This window comes from Pseudomonas sp. NFIX28 (assembly GCF_900107395.1).
In the GTDB taxonomy this organism is placed as follows: domain Bacteria; phylum Pseudomonadota; class Gammaproteobacteria; order Pseudomonadales; family Pseudomonadaceae; genus Aquipseudomonas.
Genome location: NZ_FNPW01000010.1, coordinates 105,598 through 127,532, shown reverse-complemented (window position 1 = coordinate 127,532; position 21,935 = coordinate 105,598). Strand labels below are relative to the sequence as shown.

The following is a 21,935-nucleotide window of genomic DNA, read 5'->3' as shown; positions in this document are numbered from 1 at the left end:
TACACCACGGTGCATCAGAACTACCGCGGCGAGGCTATCGCGGGCAAGCCTCGCTCCTACGGGGCGGGTCAGGGATGGGGGTCAGAACAGTTTCAGTGGTTCTTCGTTGAGCGCCGAAAGTTGTTCGCGCAACGCCAGCACCTGGTCGCCCCAATAACGCTCGCTGCCGAACCAGGGGAAGCTGCGGGGGAACGCCGGGTCGTCCCAGCGCCGCGCCAGCCAGGCGCTGTAGTGCATCAGGCGCAGGGCGCGCAGCGGTTCGATCAGCGCCAGCTCGCGCGGGTCGAAGTCATGGAATTCGCTGTAGCCATCCATCAGCTCCGACAGCTGCCCGAGGCATTCCTGGCGATCGCCGGCGAGCATCATCCACAGGTCCTGCACCGCCGGGCCCATGCGGCAGTCGTCGAGGTCGACGATATGGAACACCTCGTCGCGGCACATCATGTTGCCGGGGTGGCAGTCGCCGTGCATGCGGATGTTCTGGTGCGGCGTGGCCTGGTAGACCTCTTCCACGCGCTTGAGCAGGTCGCGGGCCACCGACTCGTAGGCCGGCAGCAGGCTCTTGGGCACGAAGTTGCCTTCCAGCAGCGTGGTCAGCGAATCATGGCCGAAGTTCTTCACGCCCAGCGCTTCGCGATGCTCGAACGGGTGGGTGGCGCCGACCGCATGCAGGCGGCCGAGCAGTTGCCCCAGGCGATACAGCTGGTCGAGATTGCCGGGTTCCGGTGCCCGGCCGCCACGGCGTGGGAACAGGGTAAAGCGAAAGCCTTCATGCTCGAACAGGCTTTCGCCCTGGTGAATCAACGGCGCCACCACCGGCACTTCGCATTCGGCGAGTTCGAAGGTGAAGCGGTGTTCTTCGAGGATCGCTTCGTTGCTCCAGCGCTGCGGGCGATAGAACTTGGCGATCAGCGGCTCGCCGTCTTCGATGCCGACCTGGTACACACGGTTTTCGTAACTGTTGAGTGCCAGCACGCGGGCGTCGCTGAGGAAACCGATGCTTTCGACGGCATCGAGGACGAGATCAGGGGTAAGGGTTTCGAACGGGTGAGACATGCTGACTCCTGCGCGCAGCAGGCTGCTGCGTCCGGCCAAGCATGGTAGCGCACGAAGGATGGCAGGTGGTGACTGTGAGGGCGCTATCGCGGGCAAGCCTCGCTCCTACAGGTCGGTGCAGGAGCGAGGCTTGCCCGCGAAGCGGTCGATCAGGCGCCGACGATGCCGCCGTCTTCCCGGGTGATCACCATGACCGAGGAACGCGGCTTGCCGTTGGGCAGGTGCTCGGGGAAGGTCGAACCGCCGTTTTCGCCCGGATGCTGGATGCCCACGAACATGGTTCGCTGATCCGGCGAGAAGGTGATGCCGGTGACTTCGCAACCCACCGGCCCGACCATGAAACGGCGGATCTCACCGCTGTCCGGGTCGGCACAGAGCATCTGGTTGTTGCCCATGCCGGCGAAGTCGCCGGTGTTGCTGGAGTCGCCGTCGGTGAGGATCCACAGTCGGCCGGCCTTGTCGAAACCCAGGCCGTCGGGGCTGTTGAACATGTTCTGCGGGGTGATGTTCGACGAACCGCCCTTGGGCTGGCCGGCATGCACGACCGGGTTGCCGGCCACCACGAACAGGTCCCAGGTGAAGTCCAGCGAGCCGTGGTCGCCACGGCCGGTCTGCCAGCGCAGGATCTGCCCGTAGACGTTTTTCTCCCGTGGGTTCGGGCCGCCTGCCGGCTGGCCGTCTTCGCCGCGTTTGGAGTTGTTGGTCAGGGTGCAGTAGACCTGGCCATCCTTCGGGCTGACCACGATCCATTCCGGGCGGTCCATGCGTGTGGCCTTGACCGCGCTGGCCGCGAGGCGGGCGTGGATCAACACTTCGGCCTGGTCGGCGAAACCGCTGCTGGCATCGATGCCGTTCTTGCCATGGGTCAGCTCGACCCACTTGCCCTGGCCTTTCGGGTGGTCCGGGTTGCCGTCGCCGTTGTCGAAGATCGCCACATACAGCGTGCCGTGGTCCAGCAGGTCACGGTTGGCCTTGGGGTTGCGATGGTTGATGCGGTCGCGGCTGACGAACTTGTAGATGAACTCGCCACGCTCGTCGTCGCCCATGTAGACCACGGCGCGCCCGTCGCGGGTTTCGGCCAGGGCGGCGTTTTCATGCTTGAAGCGGCCCAGGGCGGTGCGCTTGATCGGTTTGGACTGCGGGTCGAACGGGTCGATTTCCACGACCCAGCCGTGACGGTTGAGTTCGTTGGGGTTTTTCGCCAGGTCGAAGCGCGGGTCGAATTGATGCCAGTTGATGTCGCGGCTGCTGGCCGAGGCGCCATAACGTTTCTGCGCGGCATTGAACGTTTGCTGGGCGTTGCTGCTGCCGAAGCAGTCGGTGAAGTTCTCTTCACAGGTCAGGTAGGTGCCCCAAGGCGTCATGCCGTTGGCGCAGTTCTGGAAGGTGCCGAGGACCTTGCGGCCGCTCTTGTCGGCGCTGGTTTTCATCAACGCGTGGCCGGCGGCCGGGCCGCTCAGGCGGATCGGCGCGTTGCCGTGGATGCGCCGGTTGTAGCGCGAGCCCTGGACGAACTGCCACTGGCCGCTGCGACGCTGCACTTCGATCACCGACACGCCTTCGCTGGCCAGGGCCTTGCGCACGTCTTCCGCCGACTGCGGCATGCCGCCGTGAGGGTAGAGGTAGCGATAGTTGGTGTATTCGTTGTTGATCGCCAGCAGTGCGCGATTCTTGTCGTCCGGGAAGGCGAACAGGCTCATGCCGTCGTTGTTGTCGCCGAACTGGACTTCCTGGGCCGCGGCAGTGCCATTGCCGCTTGGGTCGAAGGCCGGGCCGTTCTTCTGCAGGGGCTGGCCCCAGCTGATCAGCACCGAGGACTTGTAGCCTGGCGGCAGGCTGACGGTGTCGCTGGTGGCGGCGGCAATGCCTTCAAAGCCCAGCAGCTTGCTGGAGCCGGCGCTGACACTGGCGGCCAGCACGCTGCGGCTCAGCAGGTTGCCACCCAGGAACATGGCCGCGCCGCACAGGGCGCCGGCGCTGATGAAACCACGGCGGCTAAGGCCGACCATCTTCTCGAGGTCGGTGGGTTGGTCTTCTTCTAATAGGCTCATCACAGGCTCCTGCGGGATTTTGCAGCCACCTTAATCAGCGTCGATGACGAACATGTTGCAGCGACGAAAGCATTTCGCCGCATGTGTAGCCGCTGCCGAAGGCTGCGATCGACCCGAAGGGGCGCGAGGACCTTGAGTCCATCGAGGTCCTGCGACCAGCGTGGCCCGGACTATCGCAGCCTGCGGCAGCGGCAAAAAAAAACTAGAGCGGCGTGCCGAGCAGCACGTTGGATGGCGAGAACTGCACCCGTACCGGCTGGCCGGCGCTCAAGCCAAGATGTCGCAGGTGCAGCGGTTCGGCCAGGGCGCACAGCGTCTGGCCGCTGGGCAGGGCGATCCTGATTTCGCTGGGGCCGTCGTCGGCGTCGAGGATCGCTTCCAGGGTGCCTTGCAGGCAGTTGTGTCCGGGCGTTGCGGGCTGGTCGATGGCCAGCAGTTCCAGCCATCCGGCCTTGATCAACGCCACCACTTCCGTGCCGAGCTCCAACTCCAGGTGCAGGGTGCTGTCGTGGGTGATTTGTGCCTGGATCGCCAGGCCTTCGGCCAGGGCCAGGCGCACCAGGTCATTGCGTCCCTGGGCTTCGATGGCCAGCACGGTGCCGTGCAGCTGGTTGCGGGCGCTGGTCCGGAGCATCAGGCGTCCCAGCAGGTCGAGGTCGGCGGCATCTTCGGCGGCGTCCAGGACCTGGGCCTGCAAGGCCTGCAAACGCTGGTAAAGACGCAACACTCGTTCGCCTTCGGCCGAGAGCCTGGCACCGCCGCCGCCTTTGCCGCCGACGCTGCGTTCCACCAGCGGCTTCTGCGCCAGGTTGTTCAGCTCGTCGATGGCATCCCAGGCGGCCTTGTAGCTCAGGCCGGCGCTTTTTGCGGCGCGGGTGATCGAGCCCTGTTCGGCGATGTGCTGCAGCAGCGCAATGCGCTGCGGGCGGCGGACGATGTGCTGGGTCAACAAGGTGGGCAGGGGCATGGCTGAACGCTTTGAACGCTGGGAGTGGAAAGTGAGTGTGCGGCTTGAGTGCCGAGAGTCAAGTTCAGTCGGGTTCACCGGGTTTCGGTGTGCGTGCCAGGCAATACACATCCACCCGCCGCGCCCCGGCCGTGAGCAGCAGCCGTGCCAGGGCGTGGGCGGTCGCGCCGGTGGTGAGCACGTCGTCCACCAGCGCCAGGTGCCGGCCACGCACCGACGCCTCGGGCATCAGGGCGAAGGCGTGGCGCAGGTTGCGTTGTCGCGCCCTGGCATCCAGGCCTTGCTGCGCTGGCGTGTCCTGGGTGCGTTGCAAGACGGTTTCGTCACAAGCAATCTGCAGGATCTCGCCCAGCCAGCGCGCGAGCATCGCCGCCTGGTTGTAGCCGCGCAGGCGCAGGCGCTTGCGAGCCAGGGGCACCGGTAGCAGGGCATCGGGTTGCGCCAGGTCTTCGGCAAAGCGATGTTGCAGCGATTGCGCGAGAAGTTCGGCCAAAAGGCGGCCAAAGGGCCATTTTCCGTTGTGCTTGAAACGGCTCACCAGGCTGTCGACGGGGAAGCTATAACGCCAGGGCGCCACGACTTGGGCGAAGGCGGGCGGCTGCTTGAGGCACTGGCCGCACGTCAGGCCCGCCGCGGGCAAGGGCAGGGCGCACACCTGGCAATGATCGCCGAGCCACGGCAATTCGGTTTCACAGGCGGTGCAAATAGGCTGGGACGTATCGGTCGGTTCATCACAGAGCAAACAGGTCTGTTTGTTTTTTAACCAGATGTAAACCGGTCCTTGGTAATGTGGTTGACACTGCATGGCGCTTCCTTAAATATGCCCAACATCCGTGTCGCGGCTGTGGGTATTGCCTTCCCGCCGCTGCTTGCCAAGCATAATCAAGGAATCGCCCATGAGCGCCAGCACCACCGCCAATCTGCGTCACGACTGGACTTTGGCTGAAGTCAAAGCCCTCTTCGTCCAGCCGTTCAATGACTTGCTGTTCCAGGCGCAGACGGTGCACCGCGCGCATTTCGACGCCAACCGCGTCCAGGTTTCTACCCTGTTGTCGATCAAGACCGGCGCCTGCCCGGAAGATTGCAAATATTGTCCGCAGTCCGGCCACTACAACACCGGCCTGGAAAAAGAAAAGCTGATGGAAGTGCAAAAGGTCCTCGAAGAGGCCGCGCGCGCCAAGGCCATCGGTTCGACCCGTTTCTGCATGGGCGCGGCCTGGAAACACCCGTCGGCCAAAGACATGCCGTACGTGTTGGAGATGGTCAAGGGCGTGAAGGCCATGGGCCTGGAAACCTGCATGACCCTCGGGCGCCTGGACCAGGACCAGACCGAAGCGCTGGCCAAGGCCGGCCTGGACTACTACAACCACAACCTCGATACCTCGCCGGAGTTCTACGGCAGCATCATCACCACCCGCACCTACAGCGAGCGCCTGCAAACCCTGGCCTACGTGCGCGACGCGGGGATGAAGATCTGCTCCGGCGGCATCCTCGGCATGGGCGAGTCCCTCGACGACCGCGCCGGCCTGCTGATCCAGCTGGCCAACCTGCCGGAGCACCCGGAGTCGGTGCCGATCAACATGCTGGTGAAAGTGGCTGGCACGCCTCTGGAGAACTCCGAGGATGTCGACCCGTTCGATTTCATCCGCATGCTCGCCGTGGCGCGCATCCTGATGCCGAAATCCCATGTGCGGCTGTCCGCCGGCCGTGAAGCGATGAACGAGCAGATGCAGGCCCTGGCGTTCTTCGCCGGTGCCAACTCGATTTTCTACGGCGAGAAACTGCTGACCACCGCCAACCCGCAGGCCGACAAGGACATGCAACTGTTCGCGCGCCTGGGCATCCAGCCCGAAGCCCGCGAAGAGCACGCCGACGAGGTGCACCAGGCCGCCATCGAGCAGGCGCTGGTGGAGCAGAAGAGCAGCGAGCAGTTCTACAACGCCGCCGTCTGATCTGCCGCCTCTGTAGGAGCGAGGCTTGCCCGCGAATGGTTCACCGCGTGAGCCAGGGACACAGAGGTGTCTGGATCGCGGGTAGCCTCGCTCCTACAAGGATGATGTTTCTTTTCTTGCCTGCGAGGCCTGCATGTCTTTCGATCTCCGCGCGCGTCTCGCTGCCCGTCGTGCCGAAAACCTCTATCGCCAGCGCCCACTGCTGGAAACCCCGCAAGGGCCCCAGGTGGTGGTCGACGGCCAGCCATTGCTGGCGTTCTGCAACAACGATTACCTGGGCCTGGCCAATCACCCGCAAGTGATCGAGGCCTGGCGCGCCGGTGCGTCCCGCTGGGGCGTGGGCGGTGGCGCCTCGCATCTGGTGATCGGCCACAGCACGCCCCATCACCAGTTGGAAGAAGCCTTGGCCGAGTTCACCGGCCGCCCGCGGGCACTGCTGTTCACCACCGGCTACATGGCCAATCTCGGTGCGGTCACAGCACTGGTGGGGCAGGGTGACACCGTGCTGGAAGACCGCCTCAACCACGCCTCGTTGCTCGATGCCGGCCTGCTTTCCGGTGCGCGCTTCAATCGTTACCTGCACAACGACGCCGACAGCCTGGCCAAGCGCCTGGAGAAAGCCACCGGTAATACCCTGGTGGTCACCGATGGCGTGTTCAGCATGGATGGCGACGTGGCCGACTTGCCGGCCCTGGCGCGCGAAACCCGGGCCAAAGGCGCCTGGCTGATGGTCGACGACGCCCATGGTTTCGGGCCGCTGGGGGCCAACGGCGGGGGCATCGTCGAGCACTTCGGCTTGAGCCAGGAGGATGTGCCGGTCCTGGTCGGCACTCTTGGCAAGGCGTTCGGCACGGCCGGTGCCTTCGTCGCCGGCAGCGAGGAGTTGATCGAAAGCCTGATCCAGTTCGCTCGCCCCTATATCTACACCACCAGCCAGCCGCCGGCCCTGGCCTGCGCCACGTTGAAAAGCCTGGAATTGCTGCGCAGCGAACACTGGCGCCGTGAGCACCTGGACACGCTGATCCGCCAGTTCCGCCAGGGCGCCGGGCAGATCGGGCTGACGCTGATGGACAGCTTCACGCCGATCCAGCCGATCCTGATCGGCGACAGTGCGCGAGCGGTTCGTTTGTCGCAAATGCTCCGCGAGCGCGGCTTGATGGTCACTGCGATCCGCCCACCCACCGTGCCCGCGGGCAGCGCCCGCTTGCGCGTGACCCTGTCCGCCGCCCACAGCGAGGCTCAGGTCCAGCTATTGTTGAATGCATTAGCGGATTGTTTTAGCGAACTGGGAGCGGAGCCAAGCCATGCGTGATCGACTGATTCTGCTGCCCGGTTGGGGCCTCGGCGTATCGCCGCTGGAGCCTTTGGCGGCAGCCCTGCAGGGGCTGGACGAGCGTCTGCGGGTCGAGATCGAGCCATTGCCGGAGCTGGAATCGAGCGACCTGAACGACTGGCTCGACGAACTGGACGCCAGCGTCCCGGACAACGCCTGGCTCGGTGGCTGGTCGCTGGGCGGCATGCTGGCTTCCGAGCTGGCGGCGCGTCGTGGCGAACGCTGCTGCGGGCTGCTGACCTTGGCCAGCAACCCCAGTTTCGTCGCCCATGCCGAGTGGGCGAGCGCGATGCCGGGGGAGACTTTCGACGGCTTTCTGGCCGGCTGCAATGCCGATCCGCGCACCACGTTAAAGCGTTTCAGTCTGTTGTGCGCCCAGGGCGCGGAAGATCCGCGCGGCCTGTCGCGCCTGTTGGCGGGCGGCGCGCCACATACCTCGGCGCCGGTATTGATGGCCGGCCTGGAGTTGCTCGCGCAGTTGGACACGCGCAATGCCTTGCAGGCGTTTCGTGGGCCGCAGTTGCATCTGTTCGCCGGGCTTGATGGCCTGGTGCCGGCCGAAGCCGCAGGTGAATTGCTGGCGTTGTTACCCGATGTTGAAGTTGGCCTGATTGAGCAGGCCAGCCACGCGTTTCTTCTGGAGGATCCCCACGGTGTGGCGGGGGCGATCCAGGCTTTTTTGCATGAGTCCGGCGATGACTGATCTGTCCCTTCCCAAATTGCCCGGCAGCTTGCCCGACAAGCGCCAGGTGGCGGCTTCCTTTTCCCGTGCGGCGTCCAGTTACGACAGCGTGGCGCAGCTGCAGCGCGACGTCGGTTGTGAGTTGCTGAGCCGCTTGCCGCAAGACCGCGAGCCCGCTCGCTGGCTGGACATGGGTTGTGGCACCGGGTATTTCAGCCGCCTGCTGGACGAGCGTTTCCAGGCCAGCGAAGGGCTGGCGCTGGACATCGCCGAAGGCATGCTCGAGCACGCCCGTCCGTTGGGTGGAGCGCGGTATTTCATTGCCGGCGATGCCGAGCGTTTGCCGTTGCAGGGGCAGAGTTGCGAACTGATTTTCTCCAGCCTGGCGGTGCAATGGTGTGCGGACTTCCGTTCGGTCCTCAGCGAGGCGCATCGAGTGCTGAAGCCGGGCGGCGTGCTGGCGTTCGCCAGCCTGTGCGTCGGTACGCTGTACGAATTGCGCGACAGTTGGCGTCAGGTCGACGGCATGGTGCATGTCAATCGCTTCCGTGAGTTCGGTACGTATCAACAGCTGTGTGCGGCGAGCGGCTTGCGGGTGCTGAGCCTGGAAACCCGTCCGCATGTGCTGCACTACCCGGATGTGCGCAGCCTGACCCATGAGTTGAAGGCCCTGGGGGCGCACAACCTCAACCCTGGACGGCCCGGCGGGCTGACAGGGCGGGCGCGGATCAAGGGCCTGATCGACGCCTACGAACAGTTCCGTCAAGCGCAGGGATTGCCCGCGACCTACCAGGTGGTCTACGCCGTATTGGAGAAGCCGCTATGAGCCGAGCCTATTTCGTTACCGGAACAGACACCGATGTTGGCAAGACCACCGTCGCCGCTGGCTTGCTGCATGCCGCGCGGCTCTCGGGGTTGAGCACCGCGGCCGGGAAGCCGGTGGCTTCGGGCTGTGAGCTGACCCCCAAGGGGTTGCGTAACGCCGATGCCTTGGCTCTGTTGGCTGAATGTTCATTGCCGCTGACCTACGACGAGGTCAATCCACTGGCCTTTGAACCAGCCATCGCTCCCCATCTTGCGGCCCGCGAGGCTGGCGTGGCGTTGACGGTGCAGGCCTTGCTGGCACCCATGCGTCAGGTGCTGGCCAAGGGCGCGGATTTCACCCTGATCGAAGGGGCCGGTGGCTGGCGTGTGCCGCTGGCCGACCAGGACAACCTGTCCGACCTGGCCATGGCCCTGGACCTGCCGGTGATCCTGGTGGTGGGCGTGCGCCTGGGCTGTATCAACCATGCCCTGCTGACGGCCGAGGCGATTGCCCAGGACGGTTTGCAGCTGGCGGGCTGGGTGGCCAACATCATTGAGCCGAAGACTTCGCGGCTCGAGGAAAACCTCGCCACGCTGGCGGAGCGCCTGCCCGCGCCTTGCCTGGGTCGAGTACCGAGATTGAAGACGATCAGCGCCGAAGCGGTGGCCGAGCATTTGCAACTGGACTTGCTTGACTAGATTTTGCCTATGATGAGGCACTGTGCCATTAGTGTTTTTGACGGGTCTTTTTTTGACGCGTCTGGTTCAATAGCCGCTGTTCATTCTTTGCAGGGTCGAGTCCTCCCATGGAAATTTCCGGGAATACCGCTTTCTACGCCGGCCTGAGCACCGTGCAGACCGGGCAGAACCGTGTCGATCAGGCGGCCAGCCAGATCGCCAACACGACCATCGAGCGTTCTGTCACCAGCCAGTCTTCCGAGGTCCAGGTCGAGCGCCTGCGCTCTGTCGACCGCAGCCAGCAATCGGACCTGGCGAGCAACATGGTCGAGATGGCCATGGGCAAGGTCCAGGCGGAACTGGGTGTGAAAATCGCCAAGGCCGCCGATGAAGTGCTCGGTACGTTGATCGACACTTACGCTTGACCCTCCGTCGGTCATCCTGCCCGTTTTGCGGGCAGGGTGAGCCGCGCACCCCTCTTCTGCGCAACCCGTCTTCCGCCTCGCTGGCCAACCGGCTCCTTCCCTCTGTCTAGTTCCTGAAATATTTCACGGCATTCGCTGTGGGCCTTTGCGCGCGCGGCTTGCAGAGGAGTGATGACGAACGGTGTTTGCATGATGCTTGACAAGATTTCGGCGTAAACGTATGTTTCAAACAACTGTTTGACCGCCACAATAAATCAACGCGGTCGTTCATTCCCGGTTACATCAGCAGAGGTTTATCGCTATGCCTGACTACAAGGCCCCCTTGCGTGATATTCGCTTCGTTCGTGACGAGCTGCTCGGCTATGAAGCGCACTATCAGAGCCTGCCGGCTTGCCAGGACGCTACTCCAGACATGGTTGACGCCATCCTCGAGGAAGGCGCGAAGTTTTGTGAGCAGGTACTGGCCCCTCTGAACCGTGTGGGTGACCTGGAAGGCTGCACCTGGAGCGAGTCTGGCGTTAAGACCCCGACTGGCTTCAAAGAGGCGTACAAGCAATTCGTCGAAGGCGGCTGGCCAAGCCTGGCTCACGATGTCGAGCATGGCGGCCAAGGCCTGCCGGAATCCCTGGGCCTGGCTGTGAGCGAAATGGTCGGCGAAGCCAACTGGTCGTGGGGCATGTACCCAGGCCTGTCCCATGGCGCGATGAACACTATTTCCGAACACGGTACGCCCGAGCAGCAAGAGGCTTACCTGACCAAGCTGGTATCCGGCGAATGGACCGGCACCATGTGCCTGACCGAACCGCACTGCGGCACCGACCTGGGCATGCTGCGCACCAAGGCCGAACCTCAGGCCGACGGTTCCTACAAAGTCACCGGCACCAAGATCTTCATCTCGGCCGGTGAACACGACATGGCCGACAACATCGTCCACATCGTTCTGGCCCGCCTGCCGGATGCACCGGCTGGTACCAAAGGCATCTCGCTGTTCATCGTGCCGAAGTTCCTGCCGAACGCCGATGGCACTGTGGGTCAGCGCAACGCCGTGAGCTGCGGTTCCCTGGAACACAAGATGGGTATCCACGGCAACGCCACCTGCGTGATGAACTTCGACGCGGCCACCGGTTTCCTGATCGGCCCGGCGAACAAAGGCCTGAACTGCATGTTCACCTTCATGAACACCGCTCGCCTGGGTACCGCGCTGCAAGGCCTGGCCCACGCCGAGATCGGTTTCCAGGGCGGCCTGAAATACGCTCGCGATCGTCTGCAAATGCGTTCCCTGACTGGCCCGAAAGCGCCGGACAAGGCCGCCGACCCGATCATCGTGCACCCTGACGTACGTCGCATGCTGTTGACCATGAAGGCTTTCGCCGAAGGCAACCGTGCCATGGTGTACTTCACCGCCAAGCAGGTCGACATCGTCAAGTACGGCGTGGACGAAGAAGAGAAGAAGAAAGCCGACGCACTGCTGGCCTTCATGACTCCGATCGCCAAGGCCTTTATGACTGAAGTCGGCTTCGAGGCCGCCAACCATGGCGTGCAGATCTACGGTGGCCACGGCTTCATCGCCGAGTGGGGCATGGAGCAGAACGTCCGCGACAGCCGCATTTCCATGCTGTACGAAGGCACCACCGGCATCCAGGCGCTGGACCTGCTGGGCCGTAAAGTGCTGATGACCCAAGGCGAAGCCCTGAAAGGCTTCACCAAGATCGTCCACAAGTTCTGCCAGAACAACGAAGGCAACGAGTCGGTCAAAGAGTTCGTCGCGCCGCTGGCTGCACTGAACAAGGAATGGGGCGAGCTGACCATGAAGGTCGGTATGGCTGCCATGAAAGACCGTGAGGAAGTCGGTGCCGCGTCCGTGGACTACCTGATGTACTCCGGTTATGCCTGCCTGGCGTACTTCTGGGCCGACATGGCGCGCCTGGCTGCCGAGAAACTGGCCGCCGGCACCACCGAAGAGGCGTTCTACACCGCCAAGCTGCAGACTGCGCGCTTCTACTTCCAGCGCATCCTGCCGCGTACCCGCACTCACGTTGCGACCATGCTGTCGGGTGCCAACAACCTGATGGACATGAAAGAAGAAGATTTCGGCCTGGCTTACTAAGCCCTAGCGACATCTCTTCAGAAGCCGCCTTTCCTTCGGGGGAGGCGGCTTTTTTGTGCGCGGGATAAATCTGAAAATAATCCGACTAAAACGCTAAGAAGAAGCCGATCCCTGCCGTTACAGAAGTGGCAATGTGACATGCATCACACTCGGGCTGTTTAACCATACCCGGTGAAGGCATAGTGCCATCTACTGTTTAACCGCGTCGGAGCTTTACCTTGCCGCGTTCTTCTGCTGTACGTTTCAGCCATTTTTTGCCGTCATTGTTACTCTTGCTTGCGGGGCTCGCGGCTGCCTACGTCAAGGACCTCAACGTCTTCTTCACCTCGCTGTTCAACGTCTTGCCGACCCTGGTGCTGCTGCTCGGCGGGGCTTATTGCGCGGTGTACCGGCGCCAGCGTGAACTGTTCCTGATGGTCACAGTGTACATCGCCTATTTCCTGCTCGATACCCAGACCGATTACTACCGCGACAACGGCAAGGTCCGCGAGGATGCGGCCGTGGTGTTCCACCTGGTCTGCTTGCTGTTACCGCTGCTGTTTGGCCTGTTTGCGGCCTGGCAGGAGCGCACCCATCTGTTCCAGGACATGGTGGCGCGGTTTGCCGTCTTGCTCGCTTTCGGCAGCGTGGCGCTGGGTCTGGAGCAAAGTTATCCCCAGGCGCTGCTGGCCTGGCTGGCGGAAATCCGTTGGCCGGCCCTGCATGGCGCCTGGATGAGCCTGATCCAGCTGTCGTACCCGGTGTTTATCGCGGCCTTCCTGTTGCTGGCGATCCAGTACTGGCGCAACCCGCGCCCGCTGCATGCGGCGCAGTTGGTCGGTTTGCTGGGCCTGTTCTGGATGCTGCCCAAGACGTTCATCCTGCCGTTCACCCTGAACATCATGTGCAGCCAGGTGATGCTGATGATCGCCTCGGCCGTTGCCCATGAGGCGTATCAAATGGCCTTTCGCGACGAGTTGACCGGCTTGCCCGGCCGCCGGGCCTTGAACGAGCGCATGCAACGCCTGGGGCGCAACTATGTGCTGGCGATGAGCGATGTCGATCACTTCAAGAAATTCAACGACACCCACGGCCACGATGTCGGCGATCAGGTGCTGCGCCTGGTAGCCAGCAAGCTGTCGAAGGTCAGCGGCGGCGGTCGTGCCTACCGTTATGGCGGCGAGGAATTTGCGGTGGTGTTCGCCGGCAAGACCCTCGAAGAATGCATGCCGCATTTGGAGGTCATTCGCGAGACCATCGCCAACTACAGCATCCAGTTGCGCAATCAGGAAAACCGCCCCCAGGACGATCAGCAGGGACGCCAGCGCCGAGGGGGCGCCGCGGCGTCCAGCGTGTCGGTGACCGTCAGTATCGGCGTCGCCGAGCGGCAGATGGAGCACCGTTCGCCGGAGGAAGTGCTCAAATCCGCCGACCAGGCGCTGTACAGCGCCAAGGGCGCGGGGCGTAACTGCGTCATGGCCTTCGGTCAGAACCGCCGTGGCGCGGTGCGCATGGACACGGCAGCGGGTTGAGTGATAACGGCGCATTCAGCGTCTGGACTGTGATTGGCAGGCCGCAAGCGCGGCAGTAGGTTGGATCGATCTGCTGCCGGAGAAACGACCATGCCTGAGTACAAAGCTCCCCTGCGCGACATGCGCTTTCTGATCGACCACGTCTTTGACTTTCACACCGCCTACGCCGCCCTGGGGGCCAGCGATGCCAGCCCGGACATGGTCGCCGCGATCCTCGAGGAGGGGGCGAAGTTTTGTGAAAACGTGTTGGCGCCGCTGAATCGCTCGGGCGATGAAGAGGGCTGTCATTTCGACAATGGCGTGGTCACTACGCCTAAGGGCTTCAAGCAGGCTTTCGCCCAATATGTGGAGGGCGGCTGGCATGGCCTGGCGGCGGACCCGAGCTACGGCGGCCAGGGCCTGCCGCATTCGCTGGGGCTGGTGATCAGCGAGATGGTCGGCTCCAGCAACACCTCCTGGGGCATGTACCCGGGCCTGACCCACGGCGCCATGTCGGCGGTTCATGCCCACGGCAGCGAAGAACAGAAACACACCTACCTGAGCAAGCTCACCGCCGGCCAATGGACCGGCACCATGTGCCTGACCGAAGCCCATTGCGGCACCGACCTGGGCATCATCAAGACCCGCGCCGTGCCCCAGGCCGACGGCAGCTATGCGGTCTCCGGCAGCAAGATTTTCATTTCGGCCGGCGAGCACGACATGAGCGAAAACATCATTCACCTGGTGCTGGCCAAGCTGCCGGACGCGCCGGCGGGCACCAAGGGCATTTCGCTGTTTATCGTGCCCAAGTTCCTGCCTGACGCCGAAGGCCAGGCGGGCGAGCGCAACGGCGTGAGTTGCGGCTCCATCGAACACAAGATGGGTATCAAGGCCTCGGCCACTTGCGTGCTGAACTTCGATGGCGCCAAGGGGTTCCTCATCGGTGAGGCCAACAAGGGCCTGAACTGCATGTTCACCATGATGAACCACGCGCGCCTCGGTACCGGCATGCAGGGGCTGTGCCTGGGCGAGGCAAGTTTCCAGGGGGCGATCAAATACGCCAACGACCGTCTGCAGATGCGCTCGCTGACCGGGCCGAAGGCGCCGGACAAAGCCGCCGACCCGATCATTGTCCACCCCGATGTGCGGCGCATGTTGCTGACCATGAAAGCCTTCAACGAAGGCAATCGTGCCCTGGCTTATTTCACCGCGCAGTTGCTGGATGTGGCGCACCTGGCCGCCGACGAAGCCCAGCGCCAGGATGCCGAGAACCTGTTGGCGTTCCTGACACCGATCTGCAAGGCCTTCATGACCGAAACCGGGCTGGAGGTGACCAACCACGGCATGCAGGTGTTTGGCGGTCATGGTTTCATCCGTGAATGGGGCATGGAGCAACTGGTGCGCGACTGCCGCATCGCGCCGATCTATGAAGGAACCAACGGCATCCAGGCCCTGGACCTGCTGGGGCGCAAGGTGCTCGGCAGCCAGGGCAAGCTGTTGATGGGCTTCACCAGGATCGTCCATAAATTCTGTGCGGCCCATGCCGAGCATCCACAGCTCAAGGGCTATGTGGCCCAGCTCGACGGGCTCAACCAGCAGTGGGGCGCGCTGACGACCAAGGTCGGGATGGCGGCGCTGAAAAAACCCGACGAAGTCGGGGCCGCGGCACTGGACTACTTGATGTACAGCGGTTACATCATTCTTGCCTACCTGTGGCTGCGCATGGCGCTGGTGGCTCAGGCCCGGCTCGATGCCGGTGCAGAAGACGCCGATTACTGCCAGGCCAAGCTGGCGACCTGCGAGTTCTACTTCAAGCGCTTGCTGCCACGCACCGCGAGTCATCAGGCGGCGATCGAGGCAGGCAGCGACTGCTTGATGAAGTTGCCGGCGGAGCTGTTTGCGCTCTAGTTTTTAGGGGCGTCCGCCACACACGGGCAGGCCTGCCCCTGCGGATTTTTGCAGGTGCGGGCGTGCGGGTGATTTCGGTGACTAAAAATTACATAAAGGTCACTAGTTGACCCTATGTGTCGCAAAAGTTGTTCGGGTACACTCGAGGTTTCGTGAATGGGGCCGTTTGGCTCCACTTGTTTAGATCTTGCGAGGTTTGCCATGGCTGACTACAAAGCGCCCCTGCGCGATATGCGCTTCGTCCTCAATGAAGTTTTCGAGGTCGCCAAACTCTGGGCCCAATTGCCTGCTCTGGCCGACACCGTCGACGCTGAAACCGTCGAAGCGATTCTTGAGGAAGCCGGCAAAGTCACCGGCAAGAGTATCGCCCCGCTGAGCCGCGGCGCCGACGAAGAAGGCTGTCACTGGAGCAACGGCGCGGTCACCACGCCAGCAGGTTTTCCAGAGGCCTATCAGACCTATGCCGAAGGCGGCTGGGTCGGCGTCGGCGGCGATCCGGCCTACGGCGGCATGGGCATGCCCAAGGCGGTATCGGCCCAGGTCGAGGAAATGGTCAACTCGGCCAGCCTGTCGTTCGGCCTGTATCCAATGCTGACCGCCGGTGCCTGCCTGTCGATCAATGCCCACGCCAGCGAAGAGTTGAAGGCGGCTTACCTGCCAAACATGTATGCGGGCGTCTGGGCCGGCTCCATGTGCCTCACCGAACCGCATGCCGGCACCGACCTGGGCATCATCCGCACCAAGGCCGAACCGCAGGCCAATGGCTCCTACAAGATCAGCGGCACCAAGATCTTCATCACCGGCGGTGAGCACGACCTGACCGAGAACATCATTCACCTGGTGCTGGCCAAGCTGCCGGATGCGCCGGCGGGGCCGAAGGGCATCTCGTTGTTCCTGGTACCGAAGTTCCTGGTCAATGCCGACGGCAGCCTGGGCGCGCGCAACCCGGCGAATTGCGGTTCGATCGAGCACAAGATGGGCATCCAGGCCTCGGCCACCTGCGTAATGAACTTCGACGAAGCCGTCGGTTACATCGTCGGCGAGCCGAACAAGGGCCTGGCGGCGATGTTCACCATGATGAACTACGAGCGCCTGGGCGTTGGTATCCAAGGCCTGGCCTCGGGCGAGCGTTCCTACCAGAACGCCGTGGAGTACGCCCGCGATCGCCTGCAAAGCCGCTCGCCGACTGGCCCGCAAGCCAAGGACAAGATCGCCGACCCGATCATCGTGCATCCCGACGTGCGTCGCATGCTGCTGACCATGAAAGCCGCGAACGAAGGCGGCCGCGCGTTCTCCACCTACGTAGCGATGCAGCTGGACACCGCCAAGTTCAGCGAAGACGCTGCCGTGCGTAAGCGCGCGGAAGACCTGGTGGCACTGCTGACGCCGGTGGCCAAGGCTTTCCTCACCGACCTGGGGTTGGAAACCACGGTTCACGGCCAGCAGATTTTCGGCGGCCACGGCTACATCCGCGAGTGGGGCCAGGAGCAGTTGGTGCGCGATGTGCGCATTACCCAGATTTACGAAGGCACCAACGGCATCCAGGCGCTGGACCTGGTCGGGCGCAAGATCGTCGGTAGCGGCGGGGCGTTCTACAAGCTGTTCGCTGACGAGATTCGTCATTTCACCGCCACTGCCAGTGCCGATCTGGCCGAGTTCACCAAACCGTTGAACGAGGCGCTGGACAGCCTGGACGAACTGACGAGCTGGTTGCTGGATCGGGCCAAGAACAATCCGAACGAAATCGGCGCCGCCTCGGTCGAATACCTGCAAGCATTCGGATACACAGCGTATGCCTACATGTGGGCATTGATGGCCAAAGCGGCCCTGGGCAAGGAGTCGCAAGACGATTTCTACGCCGGCAAGCTGGGCACCGCGCGCTTCTATTTCGCCCGTCTGCTGCCGCGTATTCACTCGCTGAGCGCATCGGTGAAAGCGGGTAGTGAATCGCTGTTCTTGCTGGATGCGGCGCAGTTCTGAACCCGAGCATGTTATGTAAGCTTTCTCTTACATGACGTGCTGCTAATCACCCATATCGGCAGATTGGATCCAGGGCTAATCTACTTCACATGGACGTCGCGCAGGAAGCGCAAAGCAATAACACGGACACGTAGGATTCCGCCAGGACGGCGGAGTGAAAAGGATGTCAGGGAAACAGTCTGCAAAGCCCCGCTTCGGCGGGGTTTTCTTTTGCCCGCGTTTTTTATCCGCGCAGCTTCAGCCCAGCCCCTCCAGAGGCATCGGGCCACTCATCTGCTCTTCCAGCAAGGTTCGCAGCAACTCCAGGGTTGCCTGCTGACGTTGTACATCGCGACATACCAGCCCCACTTTCAAGGGCACCCTCGGTTCGCTCAGCGGTTTCCATAGCAGGTCCGGGTGGCTGTGGGTCTGCCGCGAACGCCCTGGCAGCACAGTCGCCAGGCGTGTATTGGGCAGGCTGTCGAGAATCCCCGCCATGTTGTTCAGTTCCGCCTGCACCTGGGGCCGCCGTCCGAGATTGGCCAGTTGCGCCTGCCAGATCTGGCGTATCTGGAATTCCTCGCCCAGCAACAGCATGGGCAGCTCCGCCGCCTGGCTCATGGAGACCTTCTTGAATTCGCGCAGGGGATGTTCGGCGGGAATCACCAGGGTCAGCTCGTCTTCGTAGAGCTGCACGCCATGCAACCCCGGCTGGCGCGGCGGCAGATAACTGATACCGATATCCAGCGAGCCGTTGAGCAGACGCCGTTCGATTTCCAGGCCGGTCAGTTCGTAGATCTGCACCACCAGGTGCGGCTGGGCCTTGCGCACCCGTTCGAGCATTTGCGGCACCAGGCTGCTGTGCACGGTTTGCAGTACGCCGATCGCCAGCGTGCGCAGGGCCTGGCCCTTGAAGTTGCCCAGCGCTTCACGAGCCCGCTGCATGCCGTCGAGCAAGGGCAGGGCATGGTTGTACAAAGTGTGGGCCGCCAGGGTCGGAAGCAGGCGCTTGCTGCTGCGTTCGAACAGGCTGACGTCGAGGTTCTGTTCCAGCTGACGGATCTGTTGCGAGAGCGCGGGTTGGGAGATCGACAAGCGTTCGGCGGCACGTCCCACGTGCCCCTCTTCATACACCGCGACGAAATAACGCAGTTGTTTAAAATCCATAAGTTCTTCTTATCGAAAAAGCTGGAAAATCGAAATGGCCCGATATCCCGAAGAGGCCTAGTCTAACCCCTATTCACAGGGCTTACAGGGCCAGAAGGCGCGATGAATACCGTTGACGTGGATGGTGTTTACATAGGCAAGGCAAAAAACCTCGGACAGGGTTTGATCAGCGATACGGACAAACGTCCGGTTGCAAACCGACTCTGGTTGTGGCCTCAGGGCCTGGGCAGCGACGAACACGGCGACCCACGCTTTCATACCGGTCCGGAGCGGGCGCTGCACCATTATCCCGCCGAGCACTACAGCTACTGGCGCAAGCGTTATCCACAGATCGACTGGTGTGCCCCGGCCTTTGGCGAGAACCTGTCCACCCACGGCCTGACCGAGGAACAGGTGTGCCTGGGCGACATGTTCCGCTGGGGCGGGGCGCTGCTGCAGGTCAGCCAGCCGCGTTCGCCCTGTTATCGCCTGAGCCATCGCTGGGGCCTTCCCGACCTGCCGCAACAGGCGCAAAACAGCGGTCGCTGCGGCTGGTTCTACCGGGTGCTCAAACCCGGCTTCGTCAGTGCCGATCAGCCCTTCGAACTGATCCAGCGCAGCTACCCGGGGCTGACCGTGGCCTGGGCCTTGCGCTGTTTTTATCGAGAACCTCTGGAGCATGCGGGTTTGAAGAAACTGGTGGGCTGTCCGGCCCTGGCATCGCGTTGGCGCGACATTGCGAACAAACGCATGCGTACCGGCCTGGTAGAGGATTGGTCCGCGCGCCTGTTGGGGCTGCCGCTGGAGGGGTTGAGCGCATGAATCTGTTCAGCCTGCGTCGCCCACAACCGAGCCTCGACGATCTGACGCTCGAACCCTGCCTGTCGCCGATGAGCGATACCCTTTCCAGCGAGTGCCTGATGCCCAGCGTCCTGCGACCCCAACCAGTCTTTGTGCGTGGCCAGGGCTCATGGCTGTGGGACAGCGATGACCGTGCGTATCTCGATTTCGTCCAGGGCAATGCCGCCAACAGCCTCGGCCATAGCCCATCAGCGCTGGTCAAGGCGCTGACGGCCCAGGCCCAGTCGCTGATCAACCCGGGTTCGGGTTTTTACAACCGTGGCATGCTCAACCTCAGTGAGCGCTTGTGCCAAAGCACCGGCAGCGACCAGGCCTATCTGCTGAGTAGCGGCAGCGAGGCCTGCGAGGCGGCAATCAAGCTGGCCCGCAAATGGGGGCAGCTGCATCGCGGCGGGGCCGCGAAGATCATCACCGCCAGTGGCAGCTGTCACGGTCGCAGCTTCGCGGCCATGTCGGCATCGGCCAGCACCAGCATCGGCAATCGTTTCGAGCCTCAGCTGGCGGGTTTCAGCCATGTTCCCTTCAATGACTTGCCGGCATTGCATGCGGCCGTCGACGCGCAGACCGTGGCGATCATGCTCGAGCCGATCCAGGGTGAGGCCGGGGTGATACCGGCGACCGAGCATTACCTCAAGGGAGTCGAGCGCCTGTGTCGCGAGCTGGGCATTCTCTTGATCCTGGACGAAGTGCAGACCGGCATTGGTCGCTGCGGCACTGTGCTGGCCGAACAGCTCTACGGCGTGCGCGCCGACATCGTGACCCTGGGCAAAGGCCTCGGCGGTGGTGTGCCGCTGGCGGCTTTGCTGGCGCGCGGCAGCGCCTGCTGCTTCGAGGTCGGCGAGCTGGACGGCACCCATCATGGCAATGCGCTGATGACCGCGGCGGGCCTGGCGGTGCTCGACAGCGTGCTGGACCACAGCTTCCTCGAACATGTGCGGGACCACGGCCAGTATTTGCGCGAAGGGCTGGCCCGCCTGGCGAATCGTTATGCCCAGGGAGAACTGCGTGGGCAGGGCTTGTTCTGGGGGCTGAGCCTGGCCGACGACTCGGCCGAGGCCGTGGTCAAGGCTGCCCGCTACGAAGGCCTGTTGCTGGCCGCGATCCAACCGGACTGCCTGCGCTTTACCCCGGCGCTGACGGTGAGCAAGGCCAACATCGATGAAATGCTGCTGCGCCTGGCGCGGGCCTTTTCGCGGGTACGCACCGCGCAGCTGCAATGCCGCAAGGGGCTGGTGGTTTGAAGCCGGCCCTGGTCCCGTCTTATCCCATCCAGGCCTGACAGAATTCCCGAACCGTCTCGCGGTATAACGCATCGCCCCGTGTCCGATTTTTCGCACGGGGCGTTTTTTTGTCTCGGGCTTTTGCAAAACCGTCATCAGGCCTTGAAGGCCATCATCCAGGCAAGGTTCCTTAGGCTCATCCGCCAGGACGGCGGGGGGCTGTTGGGGCGTAAGACCACCGGGCAGCTTGGGTTGAACTCATATACCACTGAGTGGTATGTTTTTGGGAAGGGAAGCCATGAGCATCAGGTTGTTCAAAACCAAAGGTTTTGCTGTCGCGGCTAAAAAAGCCTTGATCCATGACGACCAGTTGCTGGCCGCATTCAGTGAGTTGTGCAAAGGCCAGGCTGATGACCTGGGTGGCGGGGTCTGGAAAAACGCCTGAACGCCAACCGCCATCGTTCGATTGTCCTGGCCAGGGGCCGGCGCTACTGGGTGTTCCAGTTCCTGTTCGCCAAACAGGACCAGAGCAATATCAGCCACCAGGAACTGCAGGCATTCCGCGCGCTGGCCAAGGCCTACGAAGGGCTGGATGGTTGGCAGGTCCAGCAGCTACTCGAGATGAACGCGTTTGTGGAGATCAGACATGAGCAAGCCATTCAAGACTGAAGCCCTTGAATCGATACACGAGTCGGCCAGTGCCCTGCACGCCATCGGCGCCATCGGCAAAACCACCATGCGCCAGTTCGATGAGGCGTGTATCGCGCCCGTGCCGGCGAACATTCCCGCGGAGCAGATCAAGCTGCTGCGCGAGCGCAATAACGTCAGCCAACCGGTTTTCGCCCGCTACCTGAACACCAGCGCGTCCACGGTGAAACAGTGGGAGTCCGGCGAGAAGCACCCGAGCGGCATGGCGTTGAAACTCCTGAGCATCGTGCAAAAGCACGGCCTCGAAATACTGGCTTGAGCCGGCCCGGAAACGCCTGCCGGTCCCTGGATAAAACTGGCCCTTGGCCGGAATCGACTGAACCCTGCCGAGCGCCACGGGTCGACTAGCTGTGAGGCTCGTACGAGTCGATTTCTATCAGGAGCTGCTCCATGGACTTTATCCGCATCATCATCGCCATTCTGTTGCCGCCACTGGGAGTGTTCCTGCAAGTGGGGTTCGGCGGTGCGTTCTGGTTGAACATCCTGCTGACCCTGTGCGGCTACATCCCGGGCATCGTGCATGCGGTGTACATCATCGCCAAGCGCTGAGCCTGGCGCCCGCTCTCGTGCAGGAGCGGGCTTGCCTCC

19 protein-coding genes and 1 pseudogene are annotated in these 21,935 nt (G+C 62.9%); 15 read left to right on the top strand and 5 right to left on the bottom strand.

Features of this window, described 5'->3' with window-relative positions; translation table 11 throughout:
* Positions 1–81: 81 nt before the first annotated feature.
* The 4 genes from BLV20_RS19710 to BLV20_RS19695 form a co-directional block, all read right to left on the bottom strand.
* Positions 82–1,056: a serine/threonine protein kinase gene (locus BLV20_RS19710; protein WP_092304160.1), complete on the bottom strand. Its 975-nt coding sequence runs from the start codon at positions 1,054–1,056 to the stop codon at positions 82–84.
* Positions 1,057–1,205: 149 nt separating this feature from the next.
* Entirely contained in the window at positions 1,206–3,107 is a 1,902-nt protein-coding gene (locus BLV20_RS19705; protein ID WP_092304159.1) for a PhoX family protein, read from the bottom strand.
* A gap of 202 nt (positions 3,108–3,309) precedes the next feature.
* On the bottom strand, positions 3,310–4,074 hold the full coding sequence (locus BLV20_RS19700) for a TOBE domain-containing protein (protein WP_092304158.1): 765 nt from the start codon (positions 4,072–4,074) through the stop codon (positions 3,310–3,312).
* Positions 4,075–4,138: 64 nt separating this feature from the next.
* Positions 4,139–4,879, bottom strand: coding sequence for a ComF family protein (locus tag BLV20_RS19695; protein WP_092304157.1), 741 nt, complete (start codon positions 4,877–4,879; stop codon positions 4,139–4,141).
* Between the two features lie 91 nt (positions 4,880–4,970).
* Here BLV20_RS19695 and bioB point away from each other — a divergent pair, with 91 nt between their 5' ends.
* The 10 genes from bioB (at position 4,971) to BLV20_RS19645 (ending at position 17,433) form a co-directional block, all read left to right on the top strand.
* On the top strand, positions 4,971–6,026 hold the full coding sequence (bioB, locus tag BLV20_RS19690) for a biotin synthase BioB (RefSeq protein ID WP_007926062.1): 1,056 nt from the start codon (positions 4,971–4,973) through the stop codon (positions 6,024–6,026).
* A gap of 133 nt (positions 6,027–6,159) precedes the next feature.
* Positions 6,160–7,338 (top strand): 8-amino-7-oxononanoate synthase, encoded by a 1,179-nt coding sequence (bioF, locus tag BLV20_RS19685; protein ID WP_092304156.1) that lies wholly within the window; start codon positions 6,160–6,162, stop codon positions 7,336–7,338.
* On the top strand, positions 7,331–8,062 hold the full coding sequence (locus BLV20_RS19680; protein ID WP_092304155.1) for an alpha/beta fold hydrolase: 732 nt from the start codon (positions 7,331–7,333) through the stop codon (positions 8,060–8,062). The genes bioF and BLV20_RS19680 overlap by 8 nt, the downstream gene beginning before the upstream one ends.
* A complete protein-coding gene (gene bioC / locus BLV20_RS19675; RefSeq protein ID WP_092304154.1) occupies positions 8,055–8,867 on the top strand; it encodes a malonyl-ACP O-methyltransferase BioC in 813 nt (270 codons plus the stop codon). Before BLV20_RS19680 ends, bioC begins: the two co-directional genes overlap by 8 nt.
* Entirely contained in the window at positions 8,864–9,544 is a 681-nt protein-coding gene (gene bioD / locus BLV20_RS19670; RefSeq protein ID WP_092304153.1) for a dethiobiotin synthase, read from the top strand. Before bioC ends, bioD begins: the two co-directional genes overlap by 4 nt.
* Before the next feature lie 107 nt (positions 9,545–9,651).
* Positions 9,652–9,948, top strand: a complete 297-nt coding sequence (locus BLV20_RS19665; RefSeq protein ID WP_092304152.1) for a pyrroloquinoline quinone biosynthesis protein PqqE — start codon at positions 9,652–9,654, stop codon at positions 9,946–9,948.
* Between the two features lie 301 nt (positions 9,949–10,249).
* Positions 10,250–12,055, top strand: a complete 1,806-nt coding sequence (locus tag BLV20_RS19660; RefSeq protein ID WP_092304151.1) for a phenylacyl-CoA dehydrogenase — start codon at positions 10,250–10,252, stop codon at positions 12,053–12,055.
* Between the two features lie 218 nt (positions 12,056–12,273).
* A complete protein-coding gene (locus BLV20_RS19655; RefSeq protein ID WP_092304150.1) occupies positions 12,274–13,566 on the top strand; it encodes a GGDEF domain-containing protein in 1,293 nt (430 codons plus the stop codon).
* 90 nt (positions 13,567–13,656) lie between these two features.
* Positions 13,657–15,453, top strand: a complete 1,797-nt coding sequence (locus tag BLV20_RS19650; protein WP_092304149.1) for an acyl-CoA dehydrogenase C-terminal domain-containing protein — start codon at positions 13,657–13,659, stop codon at positions 15,451–15,453.
* A 201-nt stretch (positions 15,454–15,654) separates the two neighbouring features.
* Positions 15,655–17,433: an acyl-CoA dehydrogenase C-terminal domain-containing protein gene (locus tag BLV20_RS19645; protein WP_092304148.1), complete on the top strand. Its 1,779-nt coding sequence runs from the start codon at positions 15,655–15,657 to the stop codon at positions 17,431–17,433.
* A 237-nt stretch (positions 17,434–17,670) separates the two neighbouring features.
* Here the strand turns inward: BLV20_RS19645 and BLV20_RS19640 are convergent, their stop codons facing one another.
* Positions 17,671–18,579 (bottom strand): LysR family transcriptional regulator, encoded by a 909-nt coding sequence (locus tag BLV20_RS19640; protein ID WP_092304147.1) that lies wholly within the window; start codon positions 18,577–18,579, stop codon positions 17,671–17,673.
* Between the two features lie 102 nt (positions 18,580–18,681).
* On the opposite strand from BLV20_RS19640, the gene BLV20_RS19635 reads away from it, so the two are divergent.
* The 5 genes and pseudogenes from BLV20_RS19635 (at position 18,682) to BLV20_RS19615 (ending at position 21,896) form a co-directional block, all read left to right on the top strand.
* Entirely contained in the window at positions 18,682–19,380 is a 699-nt protein-coding gene (locus tag BLV20_RS19635) for an MOSC domain-containing protein (RefSeq protein WP_092304146.1), read from the top strand.
* A complete protein-coding gene (locus BLV20_RS19630; protein WP_092304145.1) occupies positions 19,377–20,660 on the top strand; it encodes an aspartate aminotransferase family protein in 1,284 nt (427 codons plus the stop codon). The genes BLV20_RS19635 and BLV20_RS19630 overlap by 4 nt, the downstream gene beginning before the upstream one ends.
* 277 nt (positions 20,661–20,937) lie before the next feature.
* Positions 20,938–21,308 (top strand): annotated as a pseudogene (locus BLV20_RS19625) (type II toxin-antitoxin system RelE/ParE family toxin).
* On the top strand, positions 21,286–21,606 hold the full coding sequence (locus BLV20_RS19620; protein WP_092304144.1) for a helix-turn-helix domain-containing protein: 321 nt from the start codon (positions 21,286–21,288) through the stop codon (positions 21,604–21,606). Before BLV20_RS19625 ends, BLV20_RS19620 begins: the two are co-directional and overlap by 23 nt.
* A 131-nt stretch (positions 21,607–21,737) precedes the next feature.
* Positions 21,738–21,896, top strand: a complete 159-nt coding sequence (locus tag BLV20_RS19615) for a YqaE/Pmp3 family membrane protein (RefSeq protein ID WP_003228885.1) — start codon at positions 21,738–21,740, stop codon at positions 21,894–21,896.
* The last annotated feature ends 39 nt before the right edge of the window (positions 21,897–21,935 follow it).